The sequence below is a fragment of the Catenulispora sp. GP43 genome (genome assembly GCF_041260665.1).
Classification (GTDB): Bacteria; Actinomycetota; Actinomycetes; order Streptomycetales; family Catenulisporaceae; genus Catenulispora.
Window position 1 is genome coordinate 458,326 of the sequence record NZ_JBGCCT010000001.1, and the last position, 17,692, is coordinate 476,017.

Sequence of the window (17,692 nt, forward strand, 5' to 3'; positions counted from 1 at the left end):
CAAGGGTCCACCTTGGGGGAAGGGTTCGGACAGCGTCCAGATCGTTCGACAGGGTCCGGCGTCGTCAGACCGAGTCCAGCTCGGCGAGCATCAGGGCCCGGTCGCGCAGCATCGCCGCGAGGTCGTCCAGGTCCTCGGCCCACAACGGGAGCTCGGCGCGGATCTGGTCGGCCTTGGCCGCCACCGCGTCGGCGAACGACGGCGGCATCCAGCGGCCGGCCAGGTTGTCCATGCCGAAGAAGCGGGCCACGTCGTTGCGGGTGGCGTTGGGCAGGTACGCCGGGATCGAGTCGAGCAGGGCCTGGCAGACCGGATCGGACCAGGGCCGCCCCAGCCGGCTCAGGATGATCGGGGCGCTGTGGATCGAGCACTGCGACCGGTGACTGGCCACCACGCTCAGACACCAGCGCTCGGCGGCCTCGTCGGAAAGCAGTTCCAGCATGTCGGTGGCGGCGTTGACGGCGCAGAACGCCTCGGCCCAGCGCGATTCCCGCTGCCGCAGGGTCGCCGAGCGCCAGCCGCGGTGACAGGAGTTGGCCTCCCAGCGGTTCGCCGCCGTGGCGCGCAGCAGCTCGGCCGGGGACAGGCCGTAGTGCTCCCACGCCGCCAGCGGCGTCGAGGCTATGAGGTCCTCCAGCCAGTACGAGGGCTGCATCCGGGCCAGGCGCCGCTCCTCCTCGGTCTGCACCCAGCCCTCGCCGATGCCGTCGCGGGCCTGGTCCTCGGTGGCCGCGGTGATCTCCTCCGTGAGCGTGACCAGGACCGCGGTGCCCTCGACGGCCACCTGGACCCGCTCGTGCAGGCGCGCGGTCATGCGCTCGGCGAACCGCGAGGAGGGCAGGGTGGCCAGCAGCCGTACCGCCTCGGCGCGGACCTGGCGGGACTTGTCGTCCAGCGCCGCCTCCAGGAACGGCTCGTCCTCGGGGCCCAGGCCCACGGCCAGCGCCTCGACGTAGGCGGCGCGGGTTTCGGCAGACAGGCCGGTCTGCGTCCACGCCTCCTCGACCAGCGCCCGGGCCGAGGCCGGATCCTTGCCGCGGAACCAGGTCAGGTAGCCGATGCGCTCGTGCGGCTTGTCGGACAGCCACGCCTCGGGATCCGGCGCGGCGGCGAAGCGGGTGAAGGTCGACCACTGCTGGTTCTGCTTGGCCAGCCAGGTGCCGCGCGGGCCGGCCAGCTTCATCAGGTCGGCGCGGACCGCGATGCTGCCGCGGGCGTAGTCGAACAGCGGGGGCAGCAGCTCGGCCGGAGCGCGGCAGCCGGTCTTGGCGGCGGCGCCCAGGTACTCCGGGAGCGCCTCGGAGCGGGACGCCACCAGCGCCGTGAGCCGGGCCGAGGTCGCGGTCGGGAGCAGCGGCCGGGCGTCGACCGCCGCCGACTTCGCCACGGGCGCGCCCTCGGGCGCTCCGGCGGCCTGCCCGGCCTGCCCGGACTGCTCGCCGACGAGCTCGGCGGAGTACGCCGAGCCGGCGTTGCCGGCCCGCCGCCAGGCGCTCATGAGCGCGGCCGAGCTCAGCAGGGCCGCCGCGGGGCTGTCACCGGGCGCGGCGAACTCTCCGGCGGCCGGCGGGGTGCGACGGTCGGTGCCGACCAGGGCCGTCGAGACAAGGTCCTGCCAGACCTCGGATCCGGTCTGATTGGAGGCTTCGTTCATGGTGCTCACCGCGCTTCCGCCGAGTAGGAGATCCCCACAGCCTTCGCACTGATGTCCACAGATTGTGCACCACGCCACTGACAACTTACGGGGTCCGTGGCAATACCCTGAAATTCCCTAATCACCGGGCCTCTCCCCGGACGCCCCGCGGGGCCCGCCGCCGTCCTCACAGCGCGACCGCCGCCCCCTCGGCCCACACCGTGAGCGGTTCCAGCCCCGCGTCGGAGTACTCGCCGAACACCGTCACCGGATGCCCGCCGGAGACCGCCAGCAGCCGCCACAGGGCGGAGTCCTCGCACAGCAGCGGGACGCGGCGGCCCTCGCCGTCGGTGAGCTCGCCGTCCCGGTCCGGGACCGCGTCCGCGATCACCACCGGCCAGCCCTCCTGCCACGGGTCGGAGGCCAGGGCGGCGGCGAACTCGTCGGCCGCGGCCTGCAGGGTCCCGCCGGCCGGCGCGCCCGCCGGGTTCGCGGAGTCGAACTCGCCGGACTCCATCTGCGCCCGCAGCGGCAGCACCTCGGAATGGAACACCATCTCGGCCCGGTAGAGCGCGCCGACCGGCAGCGCCAGGGTCGGCGCCTGCTGCATGGCGCCGAACGCCAGCAGCATCGCGGGCCGGCCGCTCTCGGCGCCGCGCAGCCAGATCCGGCGCTCGGTGAGCTTGTCGGCGGCGCGGTCGCGGGAGCCCAGGACGTGCCAGCGGTCGGCGACCCGCTCGCCGTCGCGGCGCACGGTGTCGGCGTCGACCGAGATCCCGATCCGCCGCCGCACGGTGTCCTGCATCGCCGGCGGCAGGTCGGTGAGCCGGGTCCAGGCCTGGCACAGCAGGTGCAGCCGGGCGAACTCGGCCAGGACCGCGTCCGGCCAGGCGTCGCCGGAGGAGGACCGGGCCGAGGCCAGCATCCGGACCCGGCCGGCCACGCCCGGCGCCTGCGCGTCCACCAGCCGCTTGGCGACCGGGTCCACGGCGCTGTAGGAGAGCGCGGCGGAGTCGCTGATGCCGACCGCGATCTGGTCGGTGAGCCAGCGGTCCAGGTCGGCCAGGCCCGTGCCGATCCGCTCGGCCCGCTGCGCGGCGCGCTTGGCCGCGCCCTCGGGATCGGCGGCGGCCTTCTCGGCCTTGGCGGCGCTACGGGCTGCGGACTTCTCCGCGCGGTCGCGCCGGGACTCGGCCCAGGCCTCGACCCGGTCCGGAAGCGTCTCGGTGTCCGCGATCGTGCCCGCCGCCCACAACAGCAGCAGGCCCAGCGCGTGCTTACACGGGAACTTCCTACTGGGGCAGGTGCACTGATACGCCGTGTCCGAGTCCGCTACCGAGACCGTGACCTGGTACGGCTTGCTCCCGCTGCCTTTGCAGTCCCCCCACAACAACCGCTCGGCGTCCTGGTACCCCGTGTCCGACCACGGACCCGGCACTCCGAGTTTCGCGCCCGCCTTCTGCGAGGCGGCATCCGGGGCCAGCGAGTTGACCTGGGCAGCGGTCCAACGTTCAGCCATGCCCCGAACACTATTTCAGGGCACCCACAACGGGAGTGGGGCTTTGTGACGTCAGGCGTGGGCGAGGTTCGCGTTCACCCAGTCGATGATCTCCTGGGTGGGCGTGCCGGGCGTGAAGATGGCGACGACGCCCATCTCCTTGAGCGGCTCGAAGTCGGCCTCGGGGATGATGCCGCCGGCGAACACCTTGATGTCCGTGGCGTCCTTCTCCTTAAGGGCCTCGAGGACCTTGGCGCACTGGGTCATGTGCGCGCCGGACAGGATCGACAGGCCGATGGCGTCGGCGTCCTCCTGGATCGCGGTGGCCACGATCTGGTCGGGCATCTGGTGCAGGCCGGTGTAGATGACCTCGACGCCCGCGTCGCGCAGCGCCCGCGCCACGACCTTCGCGCCGCGGTCGTGGCCGTCCAGGCCGGGCTTCGCGATGACGACGCGGACCGGAGCTGACTGGCTCATTGCGACTGCCTCCATGGGATGTCCACCTGGAAGATCTTCCTTGATCCGCCATAACCGGTTCACACAGTAACCGACCTGGGGTGTCGGGCCTGCCAGTCCCGCCCTGTGACGGTCCGCACAATCTCCGTGAGGATCATCGGACTTCCTGCGATAACGCCAGTGAACCACTTGCAAAGGACGCGCAAAGTCTGCCGAACCGTTGTCCGTCCAGCCTCCGAGGCGCTAAAGTCGCGACTCGATAACGGCGCTGTCCCCGCCCCGTTGCTGATCGGCTGTCCCGCGTTCCCAGGAGGTATTGGCCGTCATGGGAAAACATGGTGCGTCCCATAGTCCGTCCCATTGGGATACCGACTGGGAGGCGGCCATAACGCCTAACGGCGAGGACAGCCTGTACGGTTCAAGCGACGGGTACCAGGCGGTCAACGACTGGTCCGGGGTCTACGAGACCCCGTCGCAGACCGGCTTCTACGAACAGGGAGCCGTCTACGACTACGAGGACGCCACGACGCGGCAGCCCGTGATGGACCAGAGCTATTACGAATCGGTGTACGCGGCCTACACGGCGCCGCAGCAGCAGGCCCCGGCCGAGCCGATGATCCCCGCTCAGCCGCAGGCGCCGGAGTCCAGCCCCATGTGGGACGGACCGGGGTGGCAGGACCCGTACACGCAGCCGCAGCAGTACGCGCAGCCGCAGTACGAGCAGCCCCAGCAGCAGCACTACGACCAGCAGGCGTTCGAGGCCCAGCAGTACGGGGCGCAGCCGCAGTACGAGGACCACAACTTCCACCACCCGGACTTCGACACCGGGACCTTCGAGGCCATCTACGAGGCCCCGGGGTCGACGGAAGCCGCCTACGATCTCCTGCCGGACGGCGAGGGCCACGAAGACGGCGACTACGACGAGTACGGCTACGAGAACGCCGCCTACGCCGGGTCGGACTACGACGACGCCGAGGACTACGCCGGCTACGGATACGCCGACACAGAGGACTACGAAGACCCCGACGGCGGCCAGGACGACACCCCCCTGCGCAGCCGCAGCCGCTCCGGCGGCACTCCGGGGCCCCGTCCCGTCGGCAGCAAGCCCGCGCGCCCCTCAGTGCCCCTGTCCGGGCGCCGCACGCTGCACGCGTTCACCTCGACCCCGGCCGCGGTGGTGGGAGTGGCGGCCGTGGCGGTCGCCGCGGTCGGCGGCCTGCGCCTGCCGGCGAACCACACCGAGACCGCCGCCGACGCGGCGAGCCCGGTCACCCCGACCAACGGCCTGGAGCAGAACCTGCTCCAGATGCGCGCGGCCAGCGCCAACCTGGCCGACCGCGCGACGCGCAGCGAGCAGCGCAGCGAACTGGTGCAGCAGCAGGCGCTGGAGAAGCAGCGGCTCGCGGAGATGTCGCAGAAGTACTTCCTGCCGGTCCAGGACTACGTGCTCACCGCCGGCTTCGGCCAGTCCGGCGACCGCTGGGTCAACCTGCACACCGGCCAGGACTTCGCGGTGCCGACCGGCACCAAGGTGGTCGCGATCACCGACGGGACGGTCATAGAGTCCGGCTGGGCCGGCCCGTACGGCTACCGGATAGTGATACAGCATCCTGACGGCAGCCAGACCTGGTACTGCCACCTGAGCGTGATGAAGGTGCGCAGCGGCAAGGTGGCGGCCGGGCAGATCATCGCGCTGTCCGGCGACACCGGGAACACCACCGGGCCGCACCTGCACCTGGAATACCACCCGCCCGGCGCCGCGGACCCGATGACCGGCGTGCCCGGGGCGTCGACCGCCGTGGACCCGATGCCGTTCCTGCGGGCGCACGGGCTGGTTCCGTAAGGCGGAAATGCGACAGAGGGTCCGGGGCATCCCGGACCCTTTTGCTGTGCCCTGATACGGCGTACAACTAGGGGGTACGACCGACATCACGGGCGCCAGGAGGCATGACCGGACGACTCAGGATTCTTCCTTGCCTCATCGCGCTCGGGGCTCTGAGCGCGGCCTGTGGCGGCGCGTCCGGCGGCAGCGGTTCCGCGGCCGGCAACGTCGCCGCGGCGTCGGGGACCGGGTCGTCCGGCGCGGCCGTCACCGGGGCGCTGGCTTATGTCCATGGAGCCTGCACCTACTGCGAATTCGGCACCAATGTCACCGTGAGCACGCCGGATCCGTCACAGACCACCGACAAACTGCCGCCCGGGCTGACCGTGGTCGCGCCGTCGAACGCGGCGGGGCTTAGCCCTGCGCGACCCAGCGGCGCATACCGGGGGCGGCGAGCAGGGCTAGTTCGAGGCCGAGCCGCGCGAGGAGTAGCGGGCCGCCGTCGACGTGCAGGTTGTGCACGAAAAGCGTCGACGCGGCTACCGCGACGACACCGACGTTGAGCGTCACCAGCGCGAACCAGGCGACGGAGCTCCCGATCCAGATCCTCCGGAGCAGGTAGATGTCCAGCAGCAGCCACGGCAAGGCCGCGCCCAAGCCGCCGACCGCCGAATAGTCGGCGATCGCGACGGTCAGCGCTTCCAGCACCGCGATGCCGGCGATCAGCCCTGCCGGTCGTGGCGCGGGTCGCGCCTCGATATAGCCGTCCGTCGCAGAGCTCATCGCGCACCCCCGATTAGTCCGACAAGCTATTCCTAAAGCTTCTGCACCGGCGCCATCGTCAGCAGCAGCGTCCGCACCCCCGACGAGCCGAAGTCGATCGTCGCCTCGTCGCGCTCCCGGCCGCTGACCGCGACGACGGTGCCCATGCCGAAGGAGTCGTGGATCACGCGGTCGCCGGGGTCCAGGGAGATCACCTTCACCGGTCCCTTGCGCTGCTGGAAGCCTCGGGTGACGCCGCGGCGGTCGCCGAACGGGGAGCGCTCGGCGGTCTTCGGCTCCGGGGCGGTGCGCTCCCACTCGATGAGGGGCTCGGGGATCTCGCCGAGGAACTTCGACGGCGGGTTGTACTGCGGTGCGCCCCAGGCGGAGCGGTAGACGGAGCGGGAGACGTAGAGCTGCTCGCGGGCGCGGGTGATGCCCACGTAGGCCAGGCGGCGCTCCTCCTCCATCTCCTTCTTGTCGCCCATGGAGCGCATGTGCGGGAAGACGCCGTCCTCCATGCCGGTGAGGAAGACCACCGGGAACTCCAGGCCCTTGGCGCTGTGCAGGGTCATCAGGGTGACCATGCCCTCGTGGTCCTCGCCGTCGGGGATCTGGTCGGAGTCGGCGACCAAAGCCACACGCTCCAGGAACTCCGGGAGCCGGCCTTCGGGCTGGCTCTGCTCGAACTCCAGGGCCACCGCCAGGAGTTCGCGGAGGTTCTCGATGCGGGTCTCGTCCTGCGGGTCGTCGGAGTCCTGCAGTTCCTGCAGCAGGCCGGTGCGCTCCAGTATGGCCTCCAGGACGTGCGCGGGGCCGTACTCGGCGGCCATCTCGCGCAGTTCGTCCATCATCTGCGTGAAGCCCTGGATGGCCTTCACCGAGCGCGCGGCCAGAGCCGGCGCCTCGTCGGCGCGGCGCAGGGCGTCGCCGAAGGAGATGCGGTCGCGGGCGGCGAGGCGCTCCAGGGACTCCTCGGCCTTCTCGCCGATGCCGCGCTTCGGGGTGTTCAGGATGCGGCGGACCGAGACGATGTCGTCCTCGTTGGCCAGGGCGCGCAGGTAGGCCAGCGCGTCGCGGACCTCCTTGCGCTCGTAGAAGCGGACGCCGCCGACCACGCGGTAGGGCAGGCCGATCCGGACGAAGATTTCCTCGAAGACACGGGACTGCGCGTTGGTGCGGTAGAACACCGCGACGCCGCCGTAGGTGGTCTCCTTGGCGTCGGAGAGGCGGTCGATCTCCTCGGCCACGAACTGGGCCTCGGAGTGCTCGTCGTCGGCGACGTAGCCGGTGATCAGCTTGCCCTGGCCGGAGTCGGTCCACAGGTTCTTCGCCCGGCGGCCCTTGTTGTTCTCGATGACCGCGTTCGCCGCGGACAGGATGGTCTGGGTGGAGCGGTAGTTCTGCTCCAGCTTGATGACCTTGGCGTCCGGGTAGTCGCGCTCGAACTCGATGATGTTGCGGATGGTCGCCCCGCGGAAGGCGTAGATGGACTGGTCCGCGTCGCCGACCACGCACAGCTCGCCCGGCGGCAGTTCCTCGCCCTCCCCGCCGGTCTCGCCGGGGGCGCCCCCGACCAGGTCTCCGTCCGCGGTGCGCTTCTTGTGCTGCCCGACCAGTTCCTTCACCAGCTGGTACTGCGCGGTGTTGGTGTCCTGGTACTCGTCCACCAGGATGTTGCGGAAGCGGCGGCGGTAGTGCTCGGCGATCATCGGGAACGCCTGGAGCAGGTGCACCGTGGTCATGATGATGTCGTCGAAGTCCAGCGCCTTGGCCGCGGTCAGGCGGTCCGAGTACAGCCGGTAGACCTGCGCGAGCTGGCGCTCGGCCTCGGTCTGCGCGCGGCTGGAGAAGGTGTCGTGGTCGACCAGCTCGTTCTTGAGCTTGGAGATCTGGCCGAGCATCGAGCGCGGCGTGGTCTTCTTCGGATCGATCTCCAGGTCGCGCAGGACCATGGTCATCAGGCGCTGGGAGTCGGCGGTGTCGTAGATGGAGAAGTTGCTCGGCAGGCCGGCGGTCTTGGCCTGGGCGCGCAGGATCCGGACGCAGGCCGAGTGGAAGGTCGAGACCCACATCAGGCGGGCCCGCGGGCCGACCAGTTCCTCCACCCGCTGGCGCATCTCGGCGGCGGCCTTGTTGGTGAAGGTGATCGCCAGGATCGAGCCGGGGTGCGCGTGCCGCTCGCCGACCAGGTAGGCGATGCGGTGCGCCAGCACCCGGGTCTTGCCCGAGCCCGCGCCGGCGATGATCAGCAGCGGGGAGCCGGCGTGCACGACCGCCTCGCGCTGCGGGTCGTTCAGGCCCTCGAGCAGCTTGCGCGCCGAGGCCGACTCCTCCGGCGGGACCCAGGCGTCCTCCGGCTCGTCCCAGCCGTCCCAGCCCTCCCGCTCGGCGTCGGACTCCTCGGCCCAGGCCGGGGGTTCGGGCAGGGTGCGGTCGGTGTGCCGCTCCTCACCCGACCCGCGCTGCTCCCGGATCTCGTCGAGCATGGGGAACAACGGCAGGGCACCTGGGGCGAAGAGGGAAGAACTCACTCAAGGATTTTCGCAGACCGCACCGACAAGACGGGAGCGGTCGCTCAGATGGGCCGGTCACCTGGGCCGATGCCGGTGCCACCGGCGGTATCGGCGGCGTCGGCGGCACCGGCGGCACCGGCGCCACCCGGAGATAATGGTTCGGTGCCCGGAACACCGGCGGCACCGCCGGCGTTGCCCCTCGTGGAGAGCATCCACTCCCGTCCGTCCGCCCCGGAACCAGGAGCCCTCATGCCCGACGCCAGCGCCCCCTCCCGCGTCCTCGTCGTCACCGCGCATCCCGACGACGTCGACTTCGGTGCCGCCGGCACCGTGGCGACCTGGACCGACGCCGGGATCGAGGTCACCTACGCGATCGTGACCAGCGGCGACGCCGGCGAGGCGTTCCCGGACACGCCGCGCTCGGAGGTGGCGGCGCTGCGCGAGACCGAGCAGACCGCCGCGGCCAAGTGCGTCGGCGTCACCGACATCCGCTTCCTGCACTGGCCGGACGGCCGGCTGACGCCCTCGCTGGAGCTGCGCCGGGACATCTCGCGGGTGATCCGCCAGGTCCGCCCCGAGCGGGTCCTGATCCCCTCCGCCGAGCTGGACCTGGAGCGCATCTACGCCTCGCACCCGGACCACCGCGCCGTCGGCGAGGCGGCCATCGCGGCGGTCTACCCCGACGCGCGCAACCCCTGGGCCCACACCGAGCTGCTGGAGGTCGAGGGGCTGGAGCCCTGGAGCGTCCCGGAGACCTGGGTGATGTCGATGAAGAACGCCGGCCACGGCGTGGACATCACCGACGTCTTCGACCGCAAGGTGGCCGCGCTTCAGGCGCACGCCTCCCAGACGAACGGGCACCCGGACCTGGAGGGCATGCTGCGCTCCTGGGGCGAGGGCGTCGCGCAGCGGCTGGGGCTGGGCGAGGGCCGGATCGCGGAGGCGTTCCAGGTGGTCAACACCCGCTGAACACCCGCTGACCGGGGTCCCGGTTCACAGCACCGCGGCCACCGCCGCGGCCACCCGCTGCGCGGCGTCGTCGGCGAGCTGCGCGCCGGTGGCCGTGACGACGTAGAACACGTCGACGGCCTCGGCCCCGAGCGTCGAGACCCGCGCCGAGCGCACCGAGACACCCGTCCCGGCCAGCGCCGAGGCGACGCGGTAGAGCAGGCCCGGCGCGTCGCGCGCCTTGACCTCCAGCACCGTCGCCGAGGCCGAGGCCCCGGGCAGCACCGCCACGCTCGGCGCGGCGACCAGGCGGTTGCGCCGCTCGCCGGCGTCGCGGCTGGCCAGGCGGCCGGCGACGTCCAACGTGCCGGACAGGGCGGAGCGCACGTCCTCGCGGAGCCGGTCCTGCAACGCCGTGCTCCAGTCCGCGGCGACGAGCCAGCGCTGGACGACGACGCCGTCGACGGTCTCGCTGGTGGCGGCGCGGATGGTCAGCCGGCGCAGCGCCAGCACACCGGCGACGGCGGCGAGGATGCCGATCCGGTCGGGGGCCGCGACGGATACCGCCTGCGCGCCCTCGATCTCGACGACGATGCCGTCGGCCGACGCCCGGCTGCGGGCCGCCAGCTCGGCGGCCCGTGCCGGGTCGGACGGTTCGGCGACCGGCGGGTCGACGCCCAGCAGCGCGGCCTCGGCCCGGACGGCCAGGCCGTGGTAGAGGCCGGAGCGCCAGGGGTTCCAGGCCGCGGGGCCGGTCGCCTTGCTGTCGGCCTCGGACAGTGCGCGCAGCAGGCGCAGCGCCTCGACGCGCGGGGCGGCCAGCTCGGCCAGGGCGGTCAGGAGCGCGTCCAGGGTGGCCGGGTCGTCGGGGTCGCGGGCGGTGGCCAGGTCCGGCAGCAGCAGATGGTGGCGCACCAGTCCGGTCAGGGTGCTGACGTCGGCGGCGTTGAACCCGAACGCGGGCGCCAGCTGCCGGGTCAGCTCCGCGCCGGTCTCGGAGTGGTCGCCGGGCAGCCCCTTGCCGATGTCGTGCAGCAGCGCGGCGACCAGCAGCAGGTCGGGACGGTCGACGCGGCGCGGCAGATCGGAGGCCGCGACGACGGTCTGCAGGGTGTGCCGGTCGACGGTGTGGACGTGCAGGCTGTTGCGCTGCGGCAGGGACCTGATCCGCCGCCACTCGGGCAGCAGCGCGTGCAGGATGCCGGAGCGGTCCAGCGCCTCCCACACCGGGATCAGGCCGGGTCCGGCGCCGAGCAGGGTCACGAAGGCTTCCCGGGCCTCCCGCGGCCAGGGACGCGGCAGCGGTGCCGACTCCTCGGCCAGCCGGCGCAGGGTGTTGGGGGCGAAGGAGAGGTCGGATTCGGCGGCCGCGGCGGCGGCGCGCAGCACCAGGACCGGGTCGCGCGAGGGCGCGGCGGCCCGGGCGAGGAAGACCTCGCCGTCCTGTTCCACGACGCCGTCGGCCAGCGGGCGGCGCACCGGGCGCCGCGCGGGGTTGCGGGCGGCCAGTGCCGCGTCGACCTGGCGCCAGGCGGCTTCGGCGGTGTAGGCGATGGTGGTGGCGGCTTCGGCCACGCGGCGCATGAGGAGGTCGGCGTCGGTGGTGTAGAGCTCTGCGATGGTGGTGGCGGACGCGGGACCGTCGGAACCGTCGGGATTGCCGGAACCGCCGCAACCACCGGAACCGCCGGGACCACCGAGCGGATCGCGGGTGTGAGGCTCTGCGAGACCGCTGTCGCCGGCGGACCCCAGGTCCGCGGCGAACAGTCCGTTGGCGTCGAGCGGACTGGTCAGGGTCCGGTCATCGTCGCCGCCGAGCACCCCGGCGTCCCGCAGCAGCGCCGCGACCCCGTCCTGTTCCTGGAGCAGCAGCCGGTCCAGGGCGCGCCCGGACACCCCGTGCAGGGCGTCGCGCACGTCCAGCAGGAACTCGCGGGCCCGCTCGGGCGCGCCGTGCGGCACGTCCACCAGCCAGGTCGCCGAGATGAAGCGCAGCATCGCCGAGTCGCGCAGGCCCCCGCGCGCCTCCTTCAGGTCGCCCTCCAGCCGGTAGGCCAGCTCGCCGTGCCGGGCCAGCCGGGCGGCGTACTCCTCGCGCAGGTCGCCCAGGCGCCGCAGGGCGTCGCGGCGCCAGTCGGCGAAGACGCCCGCGCGCACCGGGGCCACCAGGCCGGCGTCCCCGGCGACCAGGCGGGCGTCGAGCAGGCCGGTGGCCACGGCCAGGTCGGTGCGGGCCAGCTCGAGGGCTTCGGCGACGGTGCGGACCGAGTGGTCCAGCTTCCAGCCGGAGTCCCAGACCGGGTACCAGATCTTCTCGGCGATCCCGCCGACGGCCTCGGGGCTCAGCCCGGACGCGTGCAGCAGCACCACGTCCAGGTCCGAGCCCGGGGACAGTTCGCGGCGGCCGTAGCCGCCGACGGCCACCAGGGCGATACCCGGCTCGTCCGGCAGGAGCGAGGCCAGGAACGCGTCCGCGGCGTCCGAGCGCGCACGCCGGACGGCCGGCCCGATCTGCTGATCGGGCCGGCCGTCGGCTCCCTCACCGTGCTGGTCCATGGTGCGGTCCACTACAGCGCCGCGCCCCCGGTCTCGCCGGTGCGGACCCGGACCACCTCGTCGACGGGGGTGACCCAGACCTTGCCGTCACCGATCTTGCCGGTCACCGCGGCCTTGACCACGACGTCCACCAGGGCGTCGACGTCCTCGTCCTCGCACAGGACCTCGACGCGGAGCTTGGGCACCAGGTCGACGGTGTACTCCGCGCCCCGGTAGACCTCGGTGTGGCCGCGCTGGCGGCCGTAGCCGCTGGCCTCGGAGACCGTGATGCCGTGGACGCCGAAGCGCTGCAGGGCGTCCTTGACCTCCTCCAGCTTGAACGGCTTGAGGATCGCCGTGATCAGCTTCATGCCTTCACACCCTCCGTGACGTCGTTGTCAGCCTTCTCAGCCTTGCCGGCCTTGGCCGGCGCCGGCTCCGGCGCCTCGGCCGCGGCCAGCGCGGTCCGCAGCGACCCGGCCAGCCGGCCCCAGTCGTACGCGGTCTCCGAGTGCTCGGTGCTGTCGATGCCCTCGACCTCGGCGTCCGCGCTGATCCGCATCCCGATGGTCTTGTGCAGGATCCAGCCCAGGATGAAGGAGACCACGAACGAGTACCCGAGCACGATCCCCGCGCCCTCGCACTGCGAGATCAGCTGGTCGACACCGCCGCCGTAGAGCAGGCCGGCCTTGGCGCCGTTGGTGTAGCCGGACACCATCTCCTTGGTGGCGAAGAAGCCGATCAGGACGGTGCCCAGGATGCCACCGACCAGGTGCACGCCGACCACGTCCAGCGAGTCGTCGTAGCCCAGCTTGTTCTTCAGGTTGATCGCGTAGCAGCAGATGAAGCCCGGGATCAGGCCGACGAACATGGCGCCCAGCGGCGAGACCGAGGCACAGGCCGGGGTGATCGCGACCAGGCCGGCCACGGCGCCGGAGGCGGCGCCCAGCGAGGTGAACGTGCCGTGCTGGATCTTCTCGGCGATCAGCCAGCCGATCATCGCGGTGCAGGTGGCGATCTGGGTGTTGATGAAGACCATGGAGGCCTGGCCGTTGGCGCCCAGGGCGGAGCCGGCGTTGAAGCCGAACCAGCCGAACCACAGCAGGCCGACGCCGAGCATCACGAAGGGCACGTTGTGCGGCCGCATCGGGTCCCGCCCGAAGCCGACGCGCTTGCCGAGCACCAGCGCCATCGCCAGGCCTGCGGCACCGGCGTTGATGTGGACCGCGGTCCCGCCGGCGAAGTCCATGACGTGCAGGTTCTTGTTGATGAAGCCGTTGGGCGAGAACACCCAGTGCGCGACCGGGAAGTACACCAGCGTCACCCAGCCCGCCACGTAGACGGTCCAGCCGACGAACTTGGTGCGGTCGGCCAGCGAGCCGGAGATCAGCGCCGGCGTGATGATCGCGAACATCAGCTGGAAACAGACGACCGCGATGGTCGGCACCCCGGTGGCCCCGTACAGCGATCCGCCGGTGCCGGAGCCGAAGCCCTGGCCGATGTCGTGCAGGGCCCACTGGTGCAGGCCGCCCCAGAAGCCGTTCCCGCTGCCGTCCCCCGAACCGACGTTGCCGAACGACACGGACCAGCCGTACAGGACCCACAACACGGTCACCACGGCGATCGCGATGAAGTTCATCATGAGCATGTTCAAAACGCTCTTCGCGCGGACCATGCCGCCGTAGAAGAACGCCAGCCCCGGTGTCATGAGCAGCACGAGCGCTGAACTCGCGAGCACCCAAGCGGTGTCACCATTGCTAAATGCGGATGGCATCGCTTCTCCCTCACCTGATTCGACGGACGATGGGAAGGAGCCTGGCGGCGCACCGTTTCCGGTGACGCCGCCGAGTGTTTCGGAGCCGTGACAGATGCCGCCCGCATGTTACGTCCGGGTGAACTTGTCCCAACAGATGAGAAAGTTGGTTACAAAACGGACATGTATCAGCTTCCTGTTACGTTTGTCGTATCGACGGCTCACGCCGCCGCCGGGAGCACCGCCAGGGTGCGCTCGTGGACCTCCCTGACCGAGCGGACATCGGGGTAGCGCGCGAACAGGTTGCCGGCCGTGGTGCGCAGCCGGTCCTCGACCCGCTTGGAGCGCAGCCGCTGCACCAGCTCGGCGCCGCCGTGCAGGTAGGCCACCGCGGCCTCGGGCTCGCGCTGCTGGAGCCGGACCGTGGCCATCCCGACCACGTTCAGCGCCCGGCTGCGCAGGTAGGACTCGTCGGCCGAGAGCAGCTCCACGGCCCGGTCGAGGTTCTTCGCGGCCTGCTCGGTGAGCTGCGGGTAGCGGTAGGCCAGGTCGCGGAAGGAGTGGCCGTTCTCCCCGTAGAGCTCGGCCTCGGTGAAGAACCCGAGCCATGCCGGGTCCCCGGAGCGCTCCGGGCCGCCCTGCCCGCCGGGGAACAGGTCCTCGGCGGCGGCCACCGCGCGGCGGCAGTTGTCGCTGTCGCCCAGGTTGGCGTAGGCCCGGGCCTCCATCGCGGCCAGCAGCGACTGCATGCGCGCGGTGGTGGTGCCGTGGCTGCCGTACTGGGCCAGGTGGACCAGCTCCAGGGCGTCCTGCGCGCGGTTGATGTGGATCATCTGGCGGGCCATGGTGGCCAGCACGTGCGCGCCCAGCGGGGTGTCGCCGGCCTCGCGGGCGGCGTGCAGGGCCAGCACGAAGTAGCGCTGCGCCGAGGGTTGCATGCCGATGTCATAGGCCATCCAACCGGCGAGGAGCGCCAGTTCCGCGGCGGTCCGGAACAGGCGCTCCGACAAAGCCGGCGCGTAGTTGTCCCGTAACAGCTCGGTTACCTCGTGCAACTGCCCGACCACGGCCATCCGGCGCAGACCCCCGCCGCACTGCGCGTCCCAGCTCCGGAACAGGCGCGTGGTCTCCTCCAGGCGGTCCATCTCCTCGGGGCTGACCCGGCCGGGCAGCCGGCCGTTGGCCGAGTGCTGCTCCGGCACCGGGCTGAGCCAGCGCTTCATCGGCTCGATCAGCGACGGGCCGGCGGACAGCGACAGCGAGGTGCCCAGGAAGCCGCGGCGGTTGAGCATCAGGTCGCTGCGGGCGAAGTCGCCGAGCAGCTCGATCGAGCGCCGGCCGGCCCAGGGCAGGTCCACCCCGGAGGTCGCCGGCGGCGCGGCGGGCTCGCGCAGGCCCAGCTCGGCGTGGGTGATGACGGTGCCGAAGCGCTCGGAGAAGAGCTCGACCAGGATGCGCGGGGCGGGGTCGCGGGGATGCTCACCGTCGAGCCAGCGGCGCACGCGCGAGGTGTCGGTGGAGACGTGAGCCGCCCCCAGCTGTCTCGCGCGTTTGTTGACCAGTCTCGCCAGTTCCCCCTTCGACCACCCGGAACGCTGGAACCAAGAATTGAGGAGTTCGTTGGGCGGCTTGCCGGTCATTCTTTACTGCCCCCTGGAGATTCACGCCGGTCCGGCCGGAATGCGAAACCCTGTGTTGCAGAACGTAACCGCACCGCGACGATGCCCGCAGCCGAACGTTTTCGAACACTGCGATTCGCCACGGTTCGCCACCTTGTCGAACCACAGTCGTCGGACGACGTAGGTCTAACGACCTTCCCGGGTGGGCAGCGTGACCCCGAGGCGTCCGTCGGCGTTGGAGGAAGCATGCGAGTACGCCTGGGGGTAACCCGCCGCGCCCACGCCAGGCCCGCGGCGGCACTGCGGCTGCCCGCGGCCTACGACCTGCTGGACGTGCCGGCCGCCGCCGGGCGCCGGGTGCTGCTGCAGCTGGAGCGGCTGGGGACGCCGCTGGGGCCGGTGCTGACGGTGCCGGCCGGGCACGGGGTGGACGGGAGCCGGCTGCGGTTCTTCGTGGAGGCCGGGACCACGGCCTCCTTCCTGGGGGATCTGAAGGAGCTCGGCTGGGAGCCGGCCGACACGGACGTCCGGACGATCGGCGTGGTGCTGGCCGCCGACACACCGCTGCCGGCGGCGGGCAGTCCGCGGTGGGTGCGGCCGCCGGAGACCGTGCCGGAGGGGCGGCCCGAGCGCGGCGCGGTGCTGCCGCCGGCGCGGCTGCTGCTCGGGGCGCTGGCGCACGCCTGCCGGCGGGGTGAGCAGCGGGGGCCTTTGTTCGCGGGGAGTCGGGTGGGGTAGCCGGGGCATCCCGATCCCGAGCCCGATGCCAAGCCCGATGCCGAGCCCGATCCCGCCGAGCCGACCGGCCGCGGCCACGCCCGGGTCGGCCCCGAGCCCGCCCCGGCGGCCGCCGAACGGCCGAACCGACCGGCTCCACATGCGAGGATGTCTCCCATGGAGTTCCTCGTCATCGGCATCGTCATCGCGGCCATAGCCGTCATCGGCGCGACCGCCCTGTTCTTCCGTGCCCGAGGCCGTGGGCGCGCGGTGGACGCGCCGCCCGCCGCACCGTCGGTGCCGGCGGGGAAGGCGCAGGAGGCGCCCTCCGGGGGTGGGAGCACCACCGTCGCGGAGCGTGCTCCGCCGGTGGCCGCCGCGCCGGCGCCGAGTGCGGCCGAGGCCGAGGCGGCGCCGGAGATCGAGGTGCCGGAGCCCACCGCCGGACGGCTGGTGCGGCTGCGCTCCCGGCTCTCGCGCTCGCAGGGGACGCTGGGGCAGGGGCTGCTGAAGCTGCTGAGCCGCGACAAGCTCGACGAGGCGACGTGGGAGGAGATCGAGGACACGCTGCTGGCCGCCGATCTCGGGGTGGGGCCGGCGACCGAGCTGGTCGAGCGGCTGCGGACCAGCACCCGGGTGCAGGGCTCGCGGTCGGTGGACGAGGCCCGGGCGCTGCTGCGCGAGGAGCTGATCGCGCTGATCGACCCGACGCTCGACCGGACGCTGAAGGTGGCCAAGCACCCCGCCGCCGACGGGGCGCCGGAGCGCCCGGCCGTGGCGATGGTGGTCGGGGTCAACGGGACCGGGAAGACCACCACCACCGGCAAGCTCGCACGCGTGCTGGTCGCCGACGGCTACACCGTCGTGCTGGGCGCGGCCGACACCTTCCGGGCCGCCGCCGCCGACCAGCTGCAGACCTGGGGCCAGCGGGTCGGTGCCTACACCGTGCGCGGGGCCGAGGGCGCCGACCCGGCGTCGGTGGCGTTCGAGGCGGTCAAGGAGGGCACCGGGATGGGCGTGGACACCGTGCTCATCGACACCGCCGGGCGGCTGCACACCAAGACCGGGCTGATGGACGAGCTCGGCAAGGTCAAGCGGGTCGCCGAGAAGCAGGGCACGGTGGACGAGGTCCTGCTGGTGCTGGACGCCACCACCGGGCAGAACGGCCTGGTGCAGGCCCGGGTGTTCGCCGAGGTGGTGAACATCACCGGCATCGTGCTGACCAAGCTGGACGGCACCGCCAAGGGCGGCATCGTCGTGGCCGTGCAGAAGGAGCTGGGCGTGCCGGTCAAGCTCGTGGGGCTCGGCGAGGGCCCGGACGACCTGGCGCCGTTCGACCCCGAGGCGTTCGTGGACGCCCTGCTCCAGTAGCCGGGACGAAGAAGACGAGACAGCGAAGGGCGGCCGGGGACATCCGGCCGCCCTTCGTCGTG

13 protein-coding genes are annotated in these 17,692 nt (G+C 72.1%); 4 read left to right on the top strand and 9 right to left on the bottom strand.

What is annotated here, in order from left to right; translation table 11 throughout:
* Window positions 1–64 precede the first annotated feature (64 nt).
* From ABH926_RS02030 to ABH926_RS02040, 3 genes are all read right to left on the bottom strand, one after another.
* Window positions 65–1,654, bottom strand: coding sequence for a DUF5691 domain-containing protein (locus tag ABH926_RS02030; protein ID WP_370363493.1), 1,590 nt, complete (start codon window positions 1,652–1,654; stop codon window positions 65–67).
* 166 nt (window positions 1,655–1,820) lie between these two features.
* Window positions 1,821–3,152 (bottom strand): SWIM zinc finger family protein, encoded by a 1,332-nt coding sequence (locus tag ABH926_RS02035; RefSeq protein WP_370363494.1) that lies wholly within the window; start codon window positions 3,150–3,152, stop codon window positions 1,821–1,823.
* Window positions 3,153–3,203: 51 nt separating this feature from the next.
* The gene (locus tag ABH926_RS02040) at window positions 3,204–3,608 is read right to left on the bottom strand and encodes a cobalamin B12-binding domain-containing protein (RefSeq protein WP_370363495.1); all 405 of its coding nucleotides are present in this window, start codon (window positions 3,606–3,608) and stop codon (window positions 3,204–3,206) included.
* Between the two features lie 304 nt (window positions 3,609–3,912).
* Between ABH926_RS02040 and ABH926_RS02045 the strand changes: the two genes are divergently transcribed.
* Entirely contained in the window at window positions 3,913–5,430 is a 1,518-nt protein-coding gene (locus tag ABH926_RS02045; RefSeq protein WP_370363496.1) for a M23 family metallopeptidase, read from the top strand.
* Between the two features lie 393 nt (window positions 5,431–5,823).
* On the opposite strand, the gene ABH926_RS02050 is transcribed toward ABH926_RS02045, so the two are convergent.
* Together ABH926_RS02050 and pcrA are read right to left on the bottom strand one after the other, a co-directional pair.
* Window positions 5,824–6,192, bottom strand: a complete 369-nt coding sequence (locus ABH926_RS02050) for a hypothetical protein (RefSeq protein ID WP_370363497.1) — start codon at window positions 6,190–6,192, stop codon at window positions 5,824–5,826.
* 32 nt (window positions 6,193–6,224) lie between these two features.
* Entirely contained in the window at window positions 6,225–8,660 is a 2,436-nt protein-coding gene (pcrA, locus tag ABH926_RS02055) for a DNA helicase PcrA (RefSeq protein ID WP_370363814.1), read from the bottom strand.
* A gap of 276 nt (window positions 8,661–8,936) precedes the next feature.
* Between pcrA and ABH926_RS02060 the strand changes: the two genes are divergently transcribed.
* Window positions 8,937–9,656: a PIG-L deacetylase family protein gene (locus ABH926_RS02060; RefSeq protein WP_370363498.1), complete on the top strand. Its 720-nt coding sequence runs from the start codon at window positions 8,937–8,939 to the stop codon at window positions 9,654–9,656.
* A gap of 24 nt (window positions 9,657–9,680) precedes the next feature.
* On the opposite strand, the gene ABH926_RS02065 is transcribed toward ABH926_RS02060, so the two are convergent.
* The 4 genes from ABH926_RS02065 to ABH926_RS02080 all read right to left on the bottom strand — a co-directional run bounded on the left by ABH926_RS02065 (window position 9,681) and on the right by ABH926_RS02080 (window position 15,563).
* A complete protein-coding gene (locus ABH926_RS02065) occupies window positions 9,681–12,191 on the bottom strand; it encodes an ACT domain-containing protein (RefSeq protein ID WP_370363499.1) in 2,511 nt (836 codons plus the stop codon).
* Between the two features lie 11 nt (window positions 12,192–12,202).
* Entirely contained in the window at window positions 12,203–12,541 is a 339-nt protein-coding gene (locus ABH926_RS02070; RefSeq protein WP_370363500.1) for a P-II family nitrogen regulator, read from the bottom strand.
* On the bottom strand, window positions 12,538–13,944 hold the full coding sequence (locus ABH926_RS02075; protein WP_370363501.1) for an ammonium transporter: 1,407 nt from the start codon (window positions 13,942–13,944) through the stop codon (window positions 12,538–12,540). The genes ABH926_RS02070 and ABH926_RS02075 overlap by 4 nt, the downstream gene beginning before the upstream one ends.
* A 200-nt stretch (window positions 13,945–14,144) precedes the next feature.
* The gene (locus tag ABH926_RS02080; RefSeq protein ID WP_370363502.1) at window positions 14,145–15,563 is read right to left on the bottom strand and encodes a hypothetical protein; all 1,419 of its coding nucleotides are present in this window, start codon (window positions 15,561–15,563) and stop codon (window positions 14,145–14,147) included.
* Between the two features lie 225 nt (window positions 15,564–15,788).
* Here ABH926_RS02080 and ABH926_RS02085 point away from each other — a divergent pair, with 225 nt between their 5' ends.
* Window positions 15,789–16,280, top strand: a complete 492-nt coding sequence (locus ABH926_RS02085) for a hypothetical protein (RefSeq protein WP_370363503.1) — start codon at window positions 15,789–15,791, stop codon at window positions 16,278–16,280.
* A 156-nt stretch (window positions 16,281–16,436) separates the two neighbouring features.
* A complete protein-coding gene (gene ftsY, locus ABH926_RS02090) occupies window positions 16,437–17,630 on the top strand; it encodes a signal recognition particle-docking protein FtsY (RefSeq protein ID WP_370363504.1) in 1,194 nt (397 codons plus the stop codon).
* Window positions 17,631–17,692 lie beyond the last annotated feature (62 nt).